Origin of the sequence: uncultured Nitratireductor sp. (assembly GCF_913053745.1) — a bacterium.
Lineage (GTDB): Bacteria > Pseudomonadota > Alphaproteobacteria > Rhizobiales > Rhizobiaceae > Nitratireductor.
This window is the reverse complement of record NZ_CAJXGF010000101.1, coordinates 1-17,504: the sequence shown is the minus strand read 5'-3', so window position 1 is coordinate 17,504 and position 17,504 is coordinate 1. Positions and strand designations below refer to the sequence as shown.

Annotated in this window: 17 protein-coding genes; 8 read left to right on the top strand and 9 right to left on the bottom strand. The window is 60.4% G+C overall.

What is annotated here, in order from left to right; all coding sequences use genetic code 11:
* The 5 genes from QZ638_RS15915 to QZ638_RS15895 all read right to left on the bottom strand — a co-directional run.
* A partial coding sequence (locus QZ638_RS15915) for a LacI family DNA-binding transcriptional regulator (RefSeq protein WP_295812452.1) occupies positions 1-119 on the bottom strand: 119 nt, incomplete at its 3' end.
* Complete coding sequence (locus QZ638_RS15910; RefSeq protein ID WP_295812447.1) at positions 116-1,072, bottom strand: ABC transporter permease; 957 nt, start codon at positions 1,070-1,072, stop codon at positions 116-118. The genes QZ638_RS15910 and QZ638_RS15915, both read right to left, overlap by 4 nt.
* Entirely contained in the window at positions 1,069-2,055 is a 987-nt protein-coding gene (locus tag QZ638_RS15905) for an ABC transporter permease (protein ID WP_295812449.1), read from the bottom strand. Before QZ638_RS15905 ends, QZ638_RS15910 begins: the two co-directional genes overlap by 4 nt.
* A complete protein-coding gene (locus QZ638_RS15900; protein WP_295812443.1) occupies positions 2,055-3,557 on the bottom strand; it encodes a sugar ABC transporter ATP-binding protein in 1,503 nt (500 codons plus the stop codon). Before QZ638_RS15900 ends, QZ638_RS15905 begins: the two co-directional genes overlap by 1 nt.
* A 68-nt stretch (positions 3,558-3,625) precedes the next feature.
* Positions 3,626-4,648 (bottom strand): substrate-binding domain-containing protein, encoded by a 1,023-nt coding sequence (locus QZ638_RS15895; protein ID WP_295812440.1) that lies wholly within the window; start codon positions 4,646-4,648, stop codon positions 3,626-3,628.
* A 377-nt stretch (positions 4,649-5,025) separates the two neighbouring features.
* Between QZ638_RS15895 and QZ638_RS15890 the strand changes: the two genes are divergently transcribed.
* Positions 5,026-5,349 (top strand): hypothetical protein, encoded by a 324-nt coding sequence (locus tag QZ638_RS15890; RefSeq protein WP_295812438.1) that lies wholly within the window; start codon positions 5,026-5,028, stop codon positions 5,347-5,349.
* Positions 5,350-5,376: 27 nt separating this feature from the next.
* Here the strand turns inward: QZ638_RS15890 and QZ638_RS15885 are convergent, their stop codons facing one another.
* Entirely contained in the window at positions 5,377-5,595 is a 219-nt protein-coding gene (locus tag QZ638_RS15885) for a hypothetical protein (protein WP_295812436.1), read from the bottom strand.
* A 405-nt stretch (positions 5,596-6,000) separates the two neighbouring features.
* Between QZ638_RS15885 and QZ638_RS15880 the strand changes: the two genes are divergently transcribed.
* The 5 genes from QZ638_RS15880 (at position 6,001) to QZ638_RS15860 (ending at position 11,601) form a co-directional block, all read left to right on the top strand.
* Positions 6,001-6,777 carry a diguanylate cyclase gene (locus tag QZ638_RS15880; RefSeq protein ID WP_295812432.1) on the top strand — a complete coding sequence of 259 codons (777 nt, stop codon included), beginning with the start codon at positions 6,001-6,003 and terminating at the stop codon, positions 6,775-6,777.
* A 179-nt stretch (positions 6,778-6,956) separates the two neighbouring features.
* Positions 6,957-7,469, top strand: coding sequence for a hypothetical protein (locus QZ638_RS15875; protein ID WP_295812431.1), 513 nt, complete (start codon positions 6,957-6,959; stop codon positions 7,467-7,469).
* A 469-nt stretch (positions 7,470-7,938) separates the two neighbouring features.
* Entirely contained in the window at positions 7,939-8,418 is a 480-nt protein-coding gene (locus QZ638_RS15870) for a (2Fe-2S)-binding protein (RefSeq protein WP_295812430.1), read from the top strand.
* Between the two features lie 13 nt (positions 8,419-8,431).
* Positions 8,432-10,798, top strand: a complete 2,367-nt coding sequence (locus tag QZ638_RS15865; protein WP_295812428.1) for a xanthine dehydrogenase family protein molybdopterin-binding subunit — start codon at positions 8,432-8,434, stop codon at positions 10,796-10,798.
* Between the two features lie 11 nt (positions 10,799-10,809).
* Complete coding sequence (locus QZ638_RS15860; protein WP_295812426.1) at positions 10,810-11,601, top strand: xanthine dehydrogenase family protein subunit M; 792 nt, start codon at positions 10,810-10,812, stop codon at positions 11,599-11,601.
* 83 nt (positions 11,602-11,684) lie between these two features.
* Here QZ638_RS15860 and QZ638_RS15855 read toward each other — a convergent pair whose 3' ends face one another.
* Together QZ638_RS15855 and QZ638_RS15850 are read right to left on the bottom strand one after the other, a co-directional pair.
* A complete protein-coding gene (locus QZ638_RS15855) occupies positions 11,685-12,875 on the bottom strand; it encodes a M20 family metallopeptidase (protein ID WP_295812424.1) in 1,191 nt (396 codons plus the stop codon).
* Between the two features lie 16 nt (positions 12,876-12,891).
* Complete coding sequence (locus QZ638_RS15850; RefSeq protein WP_295812421.1) at positions 12,892-14,439, bottom strand: GGDEF domain-containing protein; 1,548 nt, start codon at positions 14,437-14,439, stop codon at positions 12,892-12,894.
* A gap of 231 nt (positions 14,440-14,670) precedes the next feature.
* Between QZ638_RS15850 and QZ638_RS15845 the strand changes: the two genes are divergently transcribed.
* The gene (locus QZ638_RS15845) at positions 14,671-15,420 is read left to right on the top strand and encodes a sulfite exporter TauE/SafE family protein (protein WP_295812418.1); all 750 of its coding nucleotides are present in this window, start codon (positions 14,671-14,673) and stop codon (positions 15,418-15,420) included.
* Positions 15,421-15,646: 226 nt separating this feature from the next.
* Entirely contained in the window at positions 15,647-15,856 is a 210-nt protein-coding gene (locus QZ638_RS15840; RefSeq protein WP_295812415.1) for a cold-shock protein, read from the top strand.
* A 152-nt stretch (positions 15,857-16,008) separates the two neighbouring features.
* Here QZ638_RS15840 and QZ638_RS15835 read toward each other — a convergent pair.
* Positions 16,009-17,504 (bottom strand): ABC transporter ATP-binding protein (locus QZ638_RS15835; RefSeq protein ID WP_295812412.1); only part of this gene is annotated, 1,496 nt, incomplete at its 5' end.

The window sequence follows — 17,504 nt, the reverse complement described above, 5'->3', positions numbered from 1 at the left end:
CGCACTCGCGCGCGGGTTTCGTCCGTCACGAGCGCACTGCCGCTTAGCGCGCGCGATACGGTGGCTGAAGAAACGCCCAGCGCTTCGGCGATGTCCTTGATTTTGGGCCGGCGGTTCATGCGCGCAGACCCCGCCCGCGGCCATAGAACAGCATCAGCACCAGAAGCGTGGCGCCGAACACCATCTGCCGACCGGATTCGTCGATGTTGATCGTCGTCAGGATGCTTTGCAGCACCACCAGAAGGACCGCGCCGGCCATGGTTCCGGTGTAGCCTCCCTTGCCGCCCGAAAGCGGCGTGCCGCCAAACACCACGGCGATGATCGATGGCAACATATATTGCTCCCCTACATTGGCGAAAGAGGAGCCGGAATAACCAAGCAGACAAAGCCCGGCAATGGCGGCGAACACGCCCGAAAGCATGAACAGTGCAATACGCATGCGCCGCACCGGCACGCCGGCCATGAAGGCGGCCCGTTCGTTGGAGCCGATGGCATAGACGCGCTGGCCGAACACGGTTCGGTGCAGGATGAAAGCCATCAAAAGGCCGACGCCGATCCAGAGCCAGATGATGCCCGGCAATCCGAAGAGAAAAGGCCGGGTGACGAATTCCGAAAGGGCAGGAGCCGCGCGCCCTGAGGGGATGCCCTGACGGATAACCACCAGAAGACCCTGCAGGACGCCCAGCATGCCAAGCGTCATCACCAGGGGCGGTATGCGCAGGAGCGTAACGCCCAGCCCGTTGAACAGGCCGAACAGGGCGCCGGTCGCCACACAGGCCAGAATGGCCAGGGGAATGCCGCCATCCATCCCGTTCATCACATTGCCGGCCACGATGGCAGAAAGCGAGACCACGCCGCCGACGGAAAGGTCGATGCCCTCGCGCCCGCCCAGAATGACAAGGTTCTGGCCGGCGGCGACGATGCCAAGCAGGGCTGCGACGATGAGAAGGCGCAGGATCTGGCTGCCCGAAGCGAAGCCCGGCGAAAGCGCGTCACCGAGAAACAGAAGCGCGGCAATGAGGACGAGTGCGATCAAAAGCGGGTTTGCGGTGATTCCTGTCAGACGGTTCATGCGCGCCCCCTGCGGCTGACGAGAACGCCGACCATCAGTGCGGCGAGAATGGCGAGCCCTTGCACGAAATTCTGCCAATGGGAGGGTGTGCCGGCGAAGAAGACCAGCGAATTGATAAGGCCGATGATCAGCGCGGCGATGACGGAGCCCGCCACCGTGCCGAAACCGCCGGAAAGCGCACTGCCGCCGAGCACCACGGCAGCAACGCTGAATAGCGTCATCTTGGCGCCGACGAGTGGATCGCCGCTGGCCGTATCGCCGGTGATACAAAAGGCGGCGAGAGCCGCGAACACGCCGCACAGCGCATAACCGCCAATGCGGATTGCGGTCACGGGAAGACCGCTCTGGAAGGCTGCTTGCTGTCCATCGCCAACCGCCAAAAGCTGGGTCGCCAGGCGGGTGCGTGCGAGCAGATAGAGCAGGATGGCGAGCGTCGCGGCGGCGTAGAAGACGAAGGGGATGCCGAAAAAACTCCCACCATAGGTGCGCCAGAAGACCGTTGGCGCCGGCATGCCGGCGACCGGCAGGATGACAAGAGCAAGCCCGGTGAAAAAGATACTCGTCGCGAAGGTCGCAACGATAGCCTGAAGGCGCAGGGCCGCGACAACGAAACCGTTGACAAGACCGCAGGCTAGTCCGACCAGAACGCCCACGCCGAGCGCGGCCAGAACCGAAAGCCCGCCACCTCCCATATGTTGCATCAACACGATAATGGTGACGTTGACGAGCGAAGCGATGGCACCGACCGAGAGGTCGATGTCGGCTGCATAGACCACATAGGTCTGAGCGACCGCCAGAAGCATCAGCGCCATATAGGTGCGTACAAGGCCGGTCAGGGAACGGAAACTCAGGCTATTGGGTTCGAAAATGCCGTTCAGGATCAGAAGCACGGCAAGAATGAAGAGCGCAGGCAAAAACGGAAAACGTCCCAGAAGCCGCCGCAGGCCGCTGTCATGCGCAGTGAGAGAAGCGTTGGTCGTCATCATGCCGCCTCGTAGGCTGCCTGGTAGAGATTGTAGCGGGTGCGTTCGGCTCCGCTGAGCTCCCGGCTCACCGAGCCGCCGTTGAACACGAGAATGCGATCGGCATTGTTCAGAAGTTCGGCGTCTTCCGACGAATAGAGCACGATGGCGAGCCCTTCTGCCGCGAGTTCGCGTATCAGCGCGAAAAGGTCGGCCTTGGCGGAAAGGTCGATGCCCTTGGTTGGATCGTCGAGCAGCAGGATGTCGGGTTTGTCGATCAACCAGCGAGCGATAACGATCTTTTGCTGATTGCCGCCGGAAAGCGACCCAATGGAATGGGAAAGCCCCGCGAATTTGGTGTTCAATGCTTTCAGCGCAGGCAGCGCTTTTTCGGCCAGCCGTCCCGGGCGGGCGAGAAGCAATCGATTGCGCAGCGCATGAATGGGTGTGACGTTTTCAAGGATCGGCCTGCCACTGATCACGCCGTCGCGTCCGCGGTCGCCGGAAACATAAGCAAGACCTTGTGCGATGGCGCTGCGTGGACTGTCGATGCGAAGCCGTTCACCGGCAAGTTTCACCTCGCCAGAACGCGGTGCTACGGCCCCGAAAAGCGCCTTGAGAATGGCGGACTGACCCTGGCCGTGCAAACCGCCGAGGCCGAGAATCTCGCCTCGCCCAACAGCGAAGCTGACCTCGTGGAAGCCGGCGCCGGTGAGGCCTTCGACTTTGAGGGCGATATCGGTCGATGGGGCATGTATGGGCGGTGCGGCTTGCGGCGTGGCCAGCGTTTCCTGTTCGCCCACCATCATATGAATCACGGCATCCGGACTTGTCTCTGAAATCGTTGTGGTGCCAACCGTCTCGCCGTCCCGGATCACGGTCACACGGTCGCCGATGGCGAAAATCTCGTCCATGCGATGCGAGATGAAGACGATGCTCCGCCCTTTGCTCTTGAGGTCTCGCAGGATTTCGAAGAAACGGTCCACCTGGGCGCGATCTAGGGCGGAGGTTGGCTCGTCGAAGATCAGGATCGGTGCCTCCGTCGCCAGCGCTTTCATGATTTCCACCAATTGCCGCTGGTCGGCGCGCAGGTCGCCGACGATGGTGTCGGCCTGGAGCGCTGCACCTGCAACAGTCTCGAACAGGGCGATGTATCGTTCGGCTTCAGCGCGCAGCGCCGTCCGGTCGATGAACAAACCATTCTGCCGCGGCAGATCGGGCAGGCAGATGTTCTCGGCGACGCTGCGATGGTCGGCGAGGCTGAGTTCCTGATAGAAGATGCCGATGCCCAGCGCCTGCGCCGCACGTGGTCCGCTGACGGTCACCGCACGCCCGTCGAGCAAGACCTCGCCTGCATCCGGGCGCACGCTGCCGGCCACGATCTTGCACAGCGTGCTCTTGCCGGAGCCGTTGGCGCCGATCAGTACATGCACTTCACCGCTGTCGAGTTCGAGATCGCCACGGCGTAGCGCCAGCGTGGCGCCGTAAGCCTTGCTTACACCGCTGAGCTTCAATTTGGTCATGACAGGTTTCCGAAGAACGCGCCGCGCCAGCGCGTGCCGGCGCGGCTTTCAGCTTTCAGGCAACGGGCTTACTTGAACAGCGCTTCCGCATCCTCGATGGAAAGAGAATTCGTATAGGAATAGTAGCCTGGCTCACCTTCAACCGAAGCGGCGACCTCTTCCAGATTCTCCGAGCTGATGAACGGGATCGGCAGGGACATCGCATTGTTGTACTGCCCCGCCGTGGCAGGTTCCTTCAGCTCGCGCCCTTGCAGCATGAGAACCGCGACATTGAGAGCGCTTGCCATTACGCCGGGCGGGTTCACCGAAGCGCCGGAGTTCAATTCGTTCTCCGTCCAGATATCGATGAAGTCCTTGCGGATTTCGCCGGTCGCGGCGATGTCACCGCTCTTTTCGGCGTCCATGATGGAGCGCCAAGCGCCGGCAGCCATGCCGTCCTGCACCCACACGCCGTCGATGTCGGGATAGGTGGCCAGAAGGTTCTGCATGGCCTGTTGGCCCTGCGCCTGGTCCCAATTGGCGTTCACCTCGTTGACAATCTCGATGCCGTCATGCTCGCCGAACACTTCGCGATAGCCCGCCACGCGCATTTCGTTGGCGGGATGGCCGGCAACGCCATTGATGGCGACGACCTTGCCCTCGCCGTTCAGCGTTTCGGCCAACCATTTGGCGCTTTCCATGGCCCAGCCCTTCTGGTCGATGCCCACATAGATGGCATCGGGAGATGAGACCTCCGCATCGGTCGCGATAACAAGGATGCCGGCTTCCTTGGCTTGTGCGAATACCGGGTCGAAGGCGGTCGGGCTGTTCGGATTGATGATAATCGCGTCGACACCCTGGCTGATGAAGTTGCGCACATGCGCGATCTGGCCGGGGACGTCCACATTGGCACTCTGGGCGAGGACCTCGACATTCACGCCCTTGTCTTTCCAGGCGGCGGCAGCCTCTTCGGCCTCTTCGATCATCTGCGTGCGCCATTCGCTGCCCACCCAGCCGTTCGACAAGCCGATCTTGAAGTCCTCGGCCATAGCCGAAAGCGTTGTGCCCGCGAGAGCGGCGGCGGCCACGGCAACAGTTGCCAGTCTTTTCATGAATTCCTCCCTGATGAAATGCACCAGCGGCGCAGGCGGTCATGGCCTCCGTAGCCGATCGTGCGGCATTCCTTCCCTATGGCATCTCCTCTACAAAGCTTACGCTCTGCCATGCCAATGAAATCGATTGTATGGCAAATGTAATCGATTTCAATATGAAAATTTCAAGTTCGCGCATGATTCTATCCTGGCCATAGCACTTCTCCCGGCGCTGTCGGGATTTGCCGGCTTTGGGATTGGAGGCCGTCTTGCGAAACGTTTTTTGCCGCTGGATGATTTGTTTCATAGCGATACAAACTGTTCCCGCAGCTTCGTTGCCCGGCTTCGATTCACTCGGCTAATTTCCCGATGTGAATAACGATTCGAGTTGCGTAGACGTGTCGAAAGAAACATCGCTGGAATTAGTCCAGCTTGAGCTGCTGCTCAGCCTTGCCGATGTGGTTGCGCAGGGTTTCGAGACCGCCCTGCTGGCCGCTCTGAGCGAAGTCGATGGACAGGTTCTCTTCAATCGCAGGCTTGACGGAGATCCGCAATTTCAGCGGGTCGCGGCGGTAATGGTGGGGCCGGACGCCGATGTTGCACTCGTCTTTCTGGATCGCGCGGGGACAACCATTCTAATGGAAAGTGCCGATGAAAGCGGGCGAACGATCGCGCGCGAAGCCGAAAAAGCACGCAATCGCGCAATCACCGATGCGGTTTGAACCTTTGTCGGCGCGCTGGCTACGCTCTTATCCGTGACGCGACGTCTGCCCGTGCCGGGGGGCCGCAGCGCGCGGGAACGGAATGACGTTGCAGTCATGCGGCTTGGCTGAAAACTCGGCCTTGAGCGCGGCATCCATCAGAAGGCCGACCGTTTCACGCAATTGTTGCGTTGCCGGATCGGAGCCGGTCAGTTCTGCCTGCGCATTCTCCAGGTGAGCGTGTACGGATGCAAAGTTCGTCGGCATGATATCCCTTCTCCAATGCCCCCGCATCGCGACAACCATGCGCAGAAAATTGTAACCGGCAAACAAATGATATTCTCGGCATTTTAACGATTTGCGCTGGCCGTGGCGTCAGATTTGATTGGCAGTCTGAACACACCCCATGCTCAGCGAAAACTTCACAATCGCCGGGCAAGCGTGGTCGAGCGCGTTTTTGACGCGCGATTCTGCACCCTAAGATGATCGCCTGTTGATGCGTGGTTGAAAGTCCAGCACGACAGTGCCGTGTCGCGTGTCCGCAAAGAGACGGTCCCGCTCTCTAAACGAATCGTTAAAAGTCGACCGATCCAAGCAACTTTTATTAGAAGCTTGCCGGTTATCGACGTATTAGTGAGACGGAGACATTGAACCCGTATGGACAAGTCGTTCTTGCAAAGCAAACCGCGCTGGACTTGGCTGATTGCCTTCACACTGCTGGGGACGCTTGCAGCAGTGGGATTGTCCTTTCTGGTCCACTACCTGCTGTTTTCCGGGGACAGCATCGATCCCTATCGGCGCAGCCTCGCCGTGGCTCTCGTGCTGCCGGTCCTGATAACCGCTCCTCTCCTTGTTTATATCGGGCAGACGATGGAGGAACTGCGCCGTGTCAAACGGGAGCGGAGTTTCTCTGTGGCCTACGATCCCTCGACCGAAGTCTACAACGGCAATATGTTCACCACACTGGTAGAGCGCCGCCGTGCGGCCACCGTTTCCGAAGCGGGTCGAACCTTCGGCGCCCTGTTGATCGTCGAGGCCGAAAACACGAGAGACATCAGCATCGATTACGGCTTCAACTGGGGCGAAAAGTCGATGCGTCAGATCGCGTCGGTGATCCGTGCCAATGTGCGCCGAAGCGATGTCGTCGGGCGTTTGAGCGGCAGCGAATTCGGCGTTTTTCTGCCGGGGGCAACGGTCGAGCGGGCGCAGGAGGTAGGCGATCGCATACGGGCCGCGGTCGCCGAGGCGCCCTTCGCCGCCCATGGAGAAGAAATCGAGTTGTCGCTCGACATTGGCGGCGTCATCTTCGAGGATCAGATCGAATTTCGTGGACTTATGCGGATCGCATCCGAACAACTCGCACTGGCGCGCCAGAACGGGCCCGACGGATTTCGGCTCAGTTCGCTCAATGCGCTCGAATCGAACGAGAACGGGGAGAGCCGGGAATAGACACCGCGCCGCTCGATTTCGCTCCACGCGGCAACGCCGGTCGGTGAAACCGCATGCTGGACATGCCGCGTGTTTAGCCGCACAATGAAATGTGTACCGCCCATGCACTTGATCGCAAGGGCGGTCTGCTCTCGAAGAGGGCATCGCCTTCCGCGAAGGCCGTGCCCCAAGGGGTAGCGATGGATCGCAGGTCGCTTGTGTTGCACGGTGCCGTGCTGCTGCTTGTTTCTTGTGGGATAGGTTTGGCGCATGAGCGGGGTGCGCGCCTGTTTCAGCCACCGATGCCATTTTCCGCGGAAATGCACCCGGACACGGCAACCCTCTATGACGGTCGCAGCGGTGTTTTGAGGCGCTATGCCTGGGCGATGTCGGCCAATCGGCACGTCATCGCGGGTCAGACGGCGGAGCCTGTTTATGTCCGTGGCTTCGCTAACGCATCCGGCGAGCATGCGGTCTCGGCGTTTGTTGGGCCCAATGACGGTCATGTCATAAGACTTGGCAGCCGGGCCTTGGTGATTGCGCGCGGCGTGCCCCTGACCAATCTCTATGACGAGATCGACTGTGAGATCGGTGAATGGCCGACACTGGTATGCCGGGACGGACGAAGCAGATCGATCTCCGCGCCGAGTACGGACACCATTCGCATCGAGGGTGAGACGTTTCAGCTGGCGAAGAATGGAATTGACCATTAGCCAGAACGGGCGACTTGGCACCATTTCCAAGAAAGAAGGTGATGCGTTCGAATTGCAGAACCCGGTACCGAACGGCTTATGGTATTCCCTCTTCCAACCCCATCCATAAGGGGCCTTGGCATTCGTCAAAAACGTCGCTTAAATGATCCTCGGGAGTGAATTGAAACAGCTTTCGGCCGCCTTGTACGGTCGCAAAAGCTGATGCGGGAGGCGTCGCTTGGCGGATCCAAACCCCATCGTTCGTACGGGCACGGCGCGCTATGCGCGGGTGTGGCACTTGATCCGGCGTGTCCGCAATTCCGTTTCTTATGCTTTGATCGGCCTTATGGCGTTGTCGCGGGGGGTGCCCCAGCATGGCGTCGACGGATTGTCTTGCAGCTTCGCTGATCCATTTGAAGGGGCAGGGCATATCGCAACCTAGGACGCTGTCCCGTGACGCGGGTACGAGCCCTAGGCAAGGGAGGAATACATGACCGAAATCTCGATGACGGTGAATGGCAAGGCGGCGCGCGCCTCTGTCCCGGACAATACGCTTTTGGTGGATTTCCTGCGCGAGCATTTGCGTCTCACGGGCACGCATGTGGGGTGCGACACCAGTCAATGCGGCGCCTGCATCGTTCATATGGACGGGCGCGCGGTGAAGAGCTGCACCATGCTCGCCGCCTCGGCCGAAGGGGCGGAGGTCACCACCATCGAGGGGCTGGCCAACGGTGCGCTTCATCCCATGCAGACCGCTTTCAAAGAGAACCATGGCTTGCAATGCGGTTTCTGCACGCCGGGCATGATCATGTCGGCAACCGATATGGTTGCCCGCTACAAGGCGGCCGGAAAGGAGCTGACCGAAGAGGCGATCCGTCACGAGTTGGAGGGCAATATCTGCCGCTGCACCGGATATCACAACATCGTTCGAGCCATCCAGGACGGCGCGGCGAAGATGGTCGCAGGCTGAGGGAGGATACGACATGACGGAACAAGGTATTGGCGCTCGTGTCCTGCGCAAGGAAGACAAACGCTTCATCACCGGCAAGGGTCGTTACACCGACGATATTCGCAACGAACGACAGGCTTACGCGGCCTTTGTCCGCAGTCCTCACGCGCATGCGAAAGTCACTGCCATCGATAGCGCGGAAGCGGAAAAGATGGATGGCGTGATTGCGGTGCTTACCGGCAAGCAGCTCACCGAGGACGGCATTGGCAATCTTATCTGCGGCTGGGCCGTAAATTCTAGGGACGGTAGCCCGATGAACATGGGTGCCTGGTCGGCGCTGGCCACCGACAAAGTGCGTTATGTCGGCGATGCGGTCGCCTTGGTTGTGGCCGAAACACAGGCCGTGGCCCGTACGGCGGCGGAAACAGTCGTCGTCGATTACGATGAGTTGCCAGCCGTGGTGCACCCGGCCGATGCTCTTGAAGACGGCGCCCCGCAGGTGCACGAGAACGCCCCCGGCAACCTCATCTTCGATTGGGGGCTTGGCGATGAAGCGGCGGTCGACAAGGCACTTGAGGGTGCATCTCATGTCACCGAGATGAAGATCGTCAACAATCGTCTGTCGCCAAATCCAATGGAGCCGCGCTCGGCCATCGCCGCCTATGACGAGGCTGAGGATCATTACACACTCTACACCACCAGCCAGAACCCGCATTTGGCGCGACTGGTGCTCTCGGCCTTCTATCAGGTCGCTCCGGAACACAAGCTCAGGGTCATCGCGCCCGATGTGGGCGGCGGTTTCGGCTCCAAGATCTACATCTATCCCGAAGAGATTGCCTGTCTGTGGGCATCCATGAAGACTAAGCGTTCGGTCAAATGGACGGCGAACCGCTCCGAAGCGTTCCTGACAGATGCGCACGGCCGCGACCATGTCTCCACGGCGCGGATCGGTTTCGATGCAGACAACCGTATTGTCGGCTTCAAGGTCGACACGATCGCCAATCTCGGCGCCTATATGTCGCTGTTTTCTTCCGCTGTTCCGACCTATCTCTATGCGACGCTGCTTTCGGGCCAGTACGACATTGCGAACATTTACTGCAATGTGCGTACGGTCTACACCAACACCGCGCCAGTCGATGCCTATCGTGGCGCGGGCCGGCCGGAGGCCTGTTTCCTTCTGGAGCGCATTATGGAGACGGCGGCGCGTGAGTTGGACGTCGATCCCGCCGAATTGCGACGCGCCAACTTTATCCGCGAGTTTCCGCACCAGACGCCCGTCATCATGGCCTATGATGCGGGCGACTTCGCCGGCAATCTTGATCAGGCGCTGGAAGCGGCAGATTACAAGGGTTTTCCCGCCCGCAAGGCCGACGCCGCCAAACGCGGCAAGCTGCGCGGCATCGGCCTTTCCTCGTACATCGAGGCCTGTGGCATTGCGCCTTCGGCCGCTGTCGGGTCGCTGGGCGCAGGGGTGGGCCTTTGGGAAAGTGCGGAGGTGCGCGTCAATCCTGTCGGGACGATCGAGGTGCTTACCGGCAGCCACAGCCATGGGCAGGGGCATGAGACCACCTTCGCTCAGGTGGTGGCGGAGCGCTTCGGCCTGCCGGTCGACAACATCCAGATCGTGCATGGCGACACCGACAAGGTGCAGTTCGGCATGGGCACTTATGGTTCGCGGTCCGGACCGGTCGGTTTGTCGGCCATCGTAAAGGCACTCGACAAGGTCGAGGCCAAGGTCAAGAAGATCGCGGCCCATGTGCTGGAGGTTTCCGAGGACGATCTCGTCGTCGAGAATGGCGAGGTGAAGGTGGCCGGAACGGATCGTTCCATGGCCTGGCACGAGGTCGGTCTTGCCGCCTACACAGCCCACAATCTGCCCGCCGGGATGGAACCTGGACTGAAAGAGGGGGCTTTCTACGATCCGGAAAACTTCACTTTCCCAGCGGGAACCTATGTTTGCGAGGTGGAAGTCGATCCCGATACAGGCGAGACCGAGATCGTCCAGTTCGTCGCGTCCGACGATTTCGGCACCATCATCAACCCGATGATCGTGGAGGGCCAGGTGCATGGCGGCATTGCCCAGGGCGTTGGTCAGGCCATGCTGGAGAATGTGGTTTATGACGAGGATGGCCAGCTCCTTTCGGCAAGTTATATGGACTACACCATGCCGCGCGCCGACGATGTTCCGAGCTTTGCCATCCATCACCATTCCACCAAAAGCCCGTCCAATCCGCTCGGCATCAAGGGGTGTGGCGAGGCCGGCGCCATCGGCACACCGCCGGCGGTCATCAATGCCATCACCGATGCGATCGGCAACAACGACCTTCAAATGCCGGCGACCGCGCCGCGCGTCTGGGCCGCGTTGCAGGCCGCCGCTTCGTCCAAGATCGCCGCAGAATAGAGAGACCCGCCATGTATGATCTAACCTATCACCGTGCCACCAGCGTCGACGATGCGGCGGCAAAGTTTTCTGCCGCTTCCGACGGGCAGTTGCTGGCTGGCGGCCAGACCCTGTTGCCGACCATGAAGCACCATCTGGCGGCGCCTTCGGACTTGATCGACCTGCGCGGCATCGCCGATCTGGTCGGGGTCAAGGTCTCGGGCCGAAGCGTGACGATCGGCGCGATGACAACCCATGCGGCGGTCGCCGAAAACGCGCAGTTGGCAAGCGTGTGCCCGGCCATCGTCAAACTGGCAGGCGGTATCGGCGATCCGGCTGTGCGTCATCAGGGCACGATTGGTGGTTCCATTGCCAACAACGATCCGGCGGCGGATTACCCTGCGGGGCTCCTCGCGCTCGGCGCCACGATCCGCACCAACAAGCGCGAGATCGCCGCGGATGACTTCTTCACCGGGCTTTTCTCCACCGCGCTTTCCGAAGGCGAGATCGTCACAGCGGTCGGTTTCGAGGCGCCGGAAGCCTGCGGTTATGCCAAGTTCCCGAATCCTGCCTCGCGCTACGCGATGACTGGCGTTTTCGTTGCAAAACGGGGCGGTGGCAATGTGCGGGTTGCGGTCACGGGAGCGGGATCGGACGGCGTTTTCCGCCATGATGGGCTGGAACGGGCACTGTCGGAGGACTGGTCGGTCGCGGCGGTCGATGGCGTGCCGGTGTCGGCCGACGGCCTCATGACCGATATCCATTGCGACGCGACTTACCGCGCCAATCTGATCAAGGCGATGGCCAAGCGCGCACTCGCCTAATTCGACGCTGAGATAGCGAAGGCCGGGGAGTTGCCCGGCCTTTTTCTCTTTCAAGAGGCTGCCGGTGCGACCGGCAGTCGCCATCAATCCTTCATCAGATCGATCGCCGCTGCCGCTATGGCCTTTACGGCCGTGGGAATGCAAGCCTCGTCCAGGTCGAAATCACTGCGGTGAAGCATTGTACTGCGGTCTTTCAGGCGGGAACCGATGCGCAAATGCGCGCTCGGTACGAGAGCTGAATACTCTGCGTAGTCTTCGCTGCCCATCGAGCCCTGCGGCAGTTCGACAACCTTGTCATCGCCGAGTATGCCGCGCGCCGTATCGAGCACGGAGAGCAGGATGTCGGGATCGTTCACAACGGGAGGCACCCCGGCCAGGAAGGTCGGTTCGCAAGTCACGCGATGCGTAACCGCGATGCCTGCGCACACCCGTTCTATCGCTGCTTTCACGGCCTCGCGCACGGTCGGATTTTGGCTGCGCGTGGTGCCCTCCAGCTTTACGCTGTCCGGAATCTGGTTGCGCGCCGATCCTCCCTGGATGGAACCGACGGTCACGACTGCAGCGTCCAGCGGTGCGATTTCGCGGGCGACGATGGTTTGCAGCGAGGATACGAGATTGCCGGCGGCGACGATGGGATCGACCGCCAAATGCGGGTGTGCACCATGCCCAGATTGGCCGGTGATCGTGATGTCGAAGGGATCTGTGGAGGCGAAGGCGGTTTTCGGATGATAGCCGATTGTACCCCCTTCGATCAGCGGCCAGTTGTGGTAGCCGAGCATGATATCCGGTTTGATCCACTCGAACAGGCCGTCTTCCAGCATCGCTCGGGCTCCACCCAAGCCCTCTTCGGCGGGCTGGAAAACCATCAGCGCCCGGCCCGGCAGCATGTCGGAAAGACGCGCGAGAACCTCGCTCACGCCAAGCGCGATGGCCGTATGCGCGTCGTGTCCGCAAGCATGCATCTTGCCGGGATTGCGCGACTTATATTCCGGTGAAGCGCTTTCCTGGATGGGCAGGGCGTCCATGTCGCCGCGGATGCCGATGGTCTTGCCATTGCCCTGGCCGATGGACGCGGCAACACCGGTCTTTCCGAAGCCCGAGCGGTGGGCGATATTCAATCTGGTCAGCTCCTGCATCACCAGGGCCGAGGTTTCGTATTCCTCGAAGCCCAGTTCCGGGTTGGCATGGAGTTGCCGGCGGATTTCGATCAGATGCGGGGTGATTTCCTCTGTGATCGCGTCGATGCGTTCGTGCAGATTCGATGGTTGACTCATGGCTCGGCTAAAATCCTCAAGTTGAAATAACGTCGGCGCAGCCTAACAGGACCGCGCCGGCAATTCTCACCAGAACTGATTGTTGATGACGATGTAGGCGGGCTTCTTGATGTAGTCCACCGTCGCCGCGCCCTTTTTGAACCTCGTCGAATTTCTGGGCTGGAATTGTTCCTGGGGGCCTGATCGTCGCCATGGCGACGGCCGATATCGTGGCGAGCAGCGTGCGCGCCTGGGTGGTCACGACGCCGATGGACAATGCGCCCCTTTTGGTGTGCGACTTTGTCGAATACATCATGTTCGCTGTCGGCAAACCTGGAAACAGGCAGCGCTCGTGAATGCGTTCAGGCGCTGGTGGCTCGATCGTCGGACGTCGCGGAAGACGGTGTTTCGACAGTGCGCGAACTGCGATTGTGCGTGGAATCGGACGAGATTCTATTGCGGCCCGCGCGCTTCGCGCCGTAAAGATGATGATCGGCGCGCCGGAGCAATGCGGCGAGGTCGTCTTCGGGGTTTTCTCGACAATGCCGAAACTTGCCGAGAGGCGGATGGCAATCTTGTTGATTGAAAGGACATTGAAGGAAAGGCCGTTGCGTAGCCGCTCGGCAAGGTCGCGTGCGCCATGCAGATCGGTATGGGGCAGAAGAAGGGCGAACTCCTCGCCACCGATGCGGCCGACGATGTCGCTGGATCGACCGCTCTTCTGCAGCATCGCGCCGAAGGCTTTCAACGCGGCATCGCCGATATCGTGGCCATATGTGTCGTTGATCTGCTTGAAATGATCCAGGTCGCAGACGATCAGTGAAAGTGGCCCTTTGCGGCGTGTCTTCACGTGACAGCCGGCTTGTTCTTCGAAGCCGCGACGGTTCAGGACACCTGTGAGCCCGTCGCGGTCACGGTCTTTTCTAAGCTCTTCCATCACATCGGTGAGAATGGTGGCGAGCGCTGTCAAAGCGAGTGCGGCGCCAAGCACGGAGAGCGAAAGCTGCAGCGTTTGCCAGAACAGCGAGCCGCCGGGAGCCGCACCTTGTTGCGGCAATGAAAGGCCTGCGGTCAGCAATGTTCTCGGAAAGAAATGTAGAGCGAAAATCAGCAGAACCCAGAAGAGGATACGATCTGCCATGCCTGCGGTCTTGGACGGTCGGATTCGCAATGCGATGAACAGGAGAATTGCGCCGTAGCTGAAATTCAGAACGTAAATCCGCCCCAGAAGATCGGGCTGCACATAAGAGAAATACCACAGCGATGCCATGATCGCCGCTAACAGTACGGTGCCTGCGCCCGGGTTAAACCGTTTGCCATCGCGTCTTAATATTCCCTCGCCCGTCAGCAATACGGATACTGTATAAAGAAAGCCCGAAAAAAGCGCGTTCGGACCGACACCGGCCGGCCATTCCAGCACTTGGGAGAGCATGCCAAAACCGAAGAGTGCGCATGCCGTGGCGAGAATGACGGAATGACTGTGGCGTCGGTCCACGAGCCACACCCAGACGAATCCGATCGCGAAGACGAGCATGATCGTCGGACCGATCAAGCCGGTCATGCTTGCGGTAGAAGTATTCACCATCGAGCGTCCAACATGCAATGGAGCGATCCGCCGACGGTAGACCGCTCGAAGTCCCGTCCCGTTTCCTATTGTCACATTAATCACAAAGGCTGAAGAACTTCTTGCGGCATGATCGCAGGCAGCCGCCCAATCCACATGATCCGCCTGCACCAATTGTCGATTGGTGCAGGCATTGGTTCTTTTCGCGCCGATCGAGTATGTGGCCCGGAAGCATTTCTTTCGAGGGGTGGCATGGAAGAGTATTTGATCCTGGCAGTTGCGGCGTTCTTCGCCGGCACGCTTAACACGGTCGCGGGCGGAGGCACCTTTCTCACCTTTCCCGCGCTGGTCTATGTCGGAGTGCCGGTCGTCGCGGCCAACGCCACAAGCGCAGTCGCCGTTTTCCCCGGCTATCTCGGCGGCGCGCTGGGCTTCCGTTCCGAGCTCTCCGCCTTCGACCGGCCTCGTCTCCTGCGCATCGCCAGCTTGACCGCTCTTGGCGGGCTGGTCGGCTCGCTTCTCCTGCTGGTTTCCTCCAATGAGGTGTTTTCGCTGGTGGTGCCGTTCTTGCTTGCCATCGCCACGCTGATCTTCGCCTTCGGCGCAAGGGTACAGGGTCTTGCCCGTCGCTTCGGAACTGGCGCCAGCACAGGTCAAGGCTGGTTCGGCACTGTGCTTGTCTCGGTTTATGGCGGTTATTTCAATGGCGGCCTGGGCATCGTGCTGCTGGCTCTTTTCTCGCTCTGGGGCATGCGCGATCTGAACACGATGAACGGGCTGAAAAACGGCCTGTCCCTCATCCTTTCGGCCATGTCCGTGGCCACATTCGCGCTTGCCGGCATCGTCGCCTGGCCCCAGGCGCTGGTGATGATGGTTGCGGCCACCGTCGGCGGTTATGCGGGCGCGCCGCTTGCCCGGGCGCTTCCTGCCTTCGTGGTGCGCGCGGTGGTCATCATCGTCGGGACGGTGATGAGCCTGGTCTTCCTTGCACGATTGTTTTAGGGGAGGGCATCCAACCCGTTCGGGATCGTTTTGCAGCTAGCGGTTATTTGTTCAACCAAGCCTTGCTTTCGACGCAATCCGCATCTATGTGTTGCGTATCGAAATTGCTGTTGAACTTTGTTCTCGCGCTGCCAAGCGCCCCTACGATCTTCCCTCAAATTCGACTTCTCTGATGCCCGGCGGTTGCCGGCATCGATCTCCTATGACGATTTGAAAGGAAAATCGCATGACAATTGGTACCGTAAAATTCTTCAACGCCACCAAAGGCTTTGGTTTCATCGCTCCCGACAATGGCGATAATGACGTTTTCGTCCACATCTCCGCTGTGGAGCGTGCTGGGATGCAGAACATCGTTGAAGGCCAGAAGCTGAGCTTCGAGGTCGTGCAGGACCGCAAGTCCGGCAAGAATGCCGCAGACAATCTGCAGGCTGCATAGTTTTCATCTCTGCGACGTGACCACGGATGTACTGGCACGGCGTGTTGAGATGATCAGGAAGGTCGGGTTAGCGCCCGGCCTTTTTTGTTGGTTGAAGGCGAAGCAGAACTCTCCGGATCTGGTGAAACGGACAGGAGATGTTTCTCCACTCTTCACCACCACACCATATGCCCGCCACCAATGTCGCGCGCGGCTTGTCGCGGCGGGATGTAGTCGAGCCCATGCACCGGACTCGGCAGGTCTTCCGCCTTTTCCATGAAGGCGCGACGCGGGCGTGAGGGGTCGGCCACCGGCACCGCGGCCATCAGCTTCTTCGTATAGTCGTGTTGCGGGTTCTCGAAAATCTGCGCCCGGCTGCCCATTTCAACGAAGCGTCCCATATACATGACCGCCACGCGATGGCTGATCTGCTCCACCACGGCCATGTCGTGCGAGATGAAGAGGTAGGAGATGCCCGTCTCGTTCTGGATATCTTGTAACAGGTCGAGTACCTGCGCCTGGATAGAAACATCGAGAGCGGCCACGGATTCATCCGCCACGATCAGCTTGGGCGAAAGCGAAAGCGCGCGGGCGATGCAGATTCGCTGGCGCTGTCCGCCTGAGAACTCATGCGGATACCGTCGCATCTGGTCCGTCGAGAGCCCCACGCGGCGGAAGAGATAAGCCACGCGGTCGTCGAGTTCGCTGCCGCTCGCCAGACCATGTATCAGAAGCGGTTCGGCCACCAGTTCGCCCACGCGCATGCGCGGATCGAGCGAGGCATAGGGGTCTTGAAAGATCATCTGCACATCGCGCAATATCGGCCGCATGGTGCGGGCGCCAAGGCCACGCGTCGGACGCCCGGCGACGCGAATGTCGCCTTGCCACGGGATCAGGTTCAAAAGCGCCTTGCCGGTGGTCGATTTCCCGCATCCCGATTCCCCCACCAGCGAAAGCGTCTCGCCGGGCACGATGTCGAAGGAGACGCCTTCAACCGCGTGCACACGCCGCACCGGGCGTTGCAGGATCCCACCTTTGATGTCGAAACGCACGGTCAAGTCATTCACCGCCACCAGTGGCTGGGCGCGCACGGGCGTTTCTGTCTGTGTGGCGCCATGCATGCGCTTGGGCGTGCTCGTTCCTGTCATCTCGCCCAGTCGTGGCACGGCGGCAAGCAGTTCCTGCGTATAAGGGTGACTGGGTTCTGAGAAAATCACGCTGGCGGGGCTGTGTTCCACCATGCGCCCATGCTGCATCACCAGCACATCGTCGGCCATCTCGGCCACCACGCCCATGTCATGCGTGATCATGATGACGGAGATGCCGAGATCGGCTTGCAGCTTGCGGATCAACGCCAATATTTGCGCCTGCACGGTCACGTCCAGCGCCGTGGTCGGCTCGTCGGCAATCAGGATTTGCGGGTTCTGAGCCAGCGCCATGGCGATCACCACGCGCTGGCGCATGCCGCCGGAAAGCTCGTGCGGATACTGCTTCAACCGCCGCGCCGGCTCGGGAATCTGCACCTGATCGAGCAGTTCAAGCGCGCGTACGCGGATCGCATTTTCAGAAAGCCCGCCATGAGCGGAAATCGCGCCAGCCAGTTGCTTGCCAATGGAAAGCACCGGGTTGAGCGAGGTCATAGGCTCCTGAAAAATCATGCCGATATGAC

What these genes read in the sequence shown, in the direction of transcription:
- QZ638_RS15895 (WP_295812440.1), bottom strand. Translation starts at nt 4,648, where the DNA reads ATGAAAAGACTGGCAACTGTTGCCGTGGCCGCCGCCGCTCTCGCGGGC.
- QZ638_RS15870 (WP_295812430.1), top strand. Translation starts at nt 7,939, where the DNA reads ATGACCGAAATCTCGATGACGGTGAATGGCAAGGCGGCGCGCGCCTCT.
- QZ638_RS15865 (WP_295812428.1), top strand. Translation starts at nt 8,432, where the DNA reads ATGACGGAACAAGGTATTGGCGCTCGTGTCCTGCGCAAGGAAGACAAA.
- QZ638_RS15875 (WP_295812431.1), top strand. Translation starts at nt 6,957, where the DNA reads ATGGATCGCAGGTCGCTTGTGTTGCACGGTGCCGTGCTGCTGCTTGTT.
- QZ638_RS15910 (WP_295812447.1), bottom strand. Translation starts at nt 1,072, where the DNA reads ATGAACCGTCTGACAGGAATCACCGCAAACCCGCTTTTGATCGCACTC.
- QZ638_RS15855 (WP_295812424.1), bottom strand. Translation starts at nt 12,875, where the DNA reads ATGAGTCAACCATCGAATCTGCACGAACGCATCGACGCGATCACAGAG.
- QZ638_RS15905 (WP_295812449.1), bottom strand. Translation starts at nt 2,055, where the DNA reads ATGACGACCAACGCTTCTCTCACTGCGCATGACAGCGGCCTGCGGCGG.
- QZ638_RS15845 (WP_295812418.1), top strand. Translation starts at nt 14,671, where the DNA reads ATGGAAGAGTATTTGATCCTGGCAGTTGCGGCGTTCTTCGCCGGCACG.
- QZ638_RS15885 (WP_295812436.1), bottom strand. Translation starts at nt 5,595, where the DNA reads ATGCCGACGAACTTTGCATCCGTACACGCTCACCTGGAGAATGCGCAG.
- QZ638_RS15900 (WP_295812443.1), bottom strand. Translation starts at nt 3,557, where the DNA reads ATGACCAAATTGAAGCTCAGCGGTGTAAGCAAGGCTTACGGCGCCACG.
- QZ638_RS15840 (WP_295812415.1), top strand. Translation starts at nt 15,647, where the DNA reads ATGACAATTGGTACCGTAAAATTCTTCAACGCCACCAAAGGCTTTGGT.
- QZ638_RS15850 (WP_295812421.1), bottom strand. Translation starts at nt 14,439, where the DNA reads ATGGTGAATACTTCTACCGCAAGCATGACCGGCTTGATCGGTCCGACG.
- QZ638_RS15860 (WP_295812426.1), top strand. Translation starts at nt 10,810, where the DNA reads ATGTATGATCTAACCTATCACCGTGCCACCAGCGTCGACGATGCGGCG.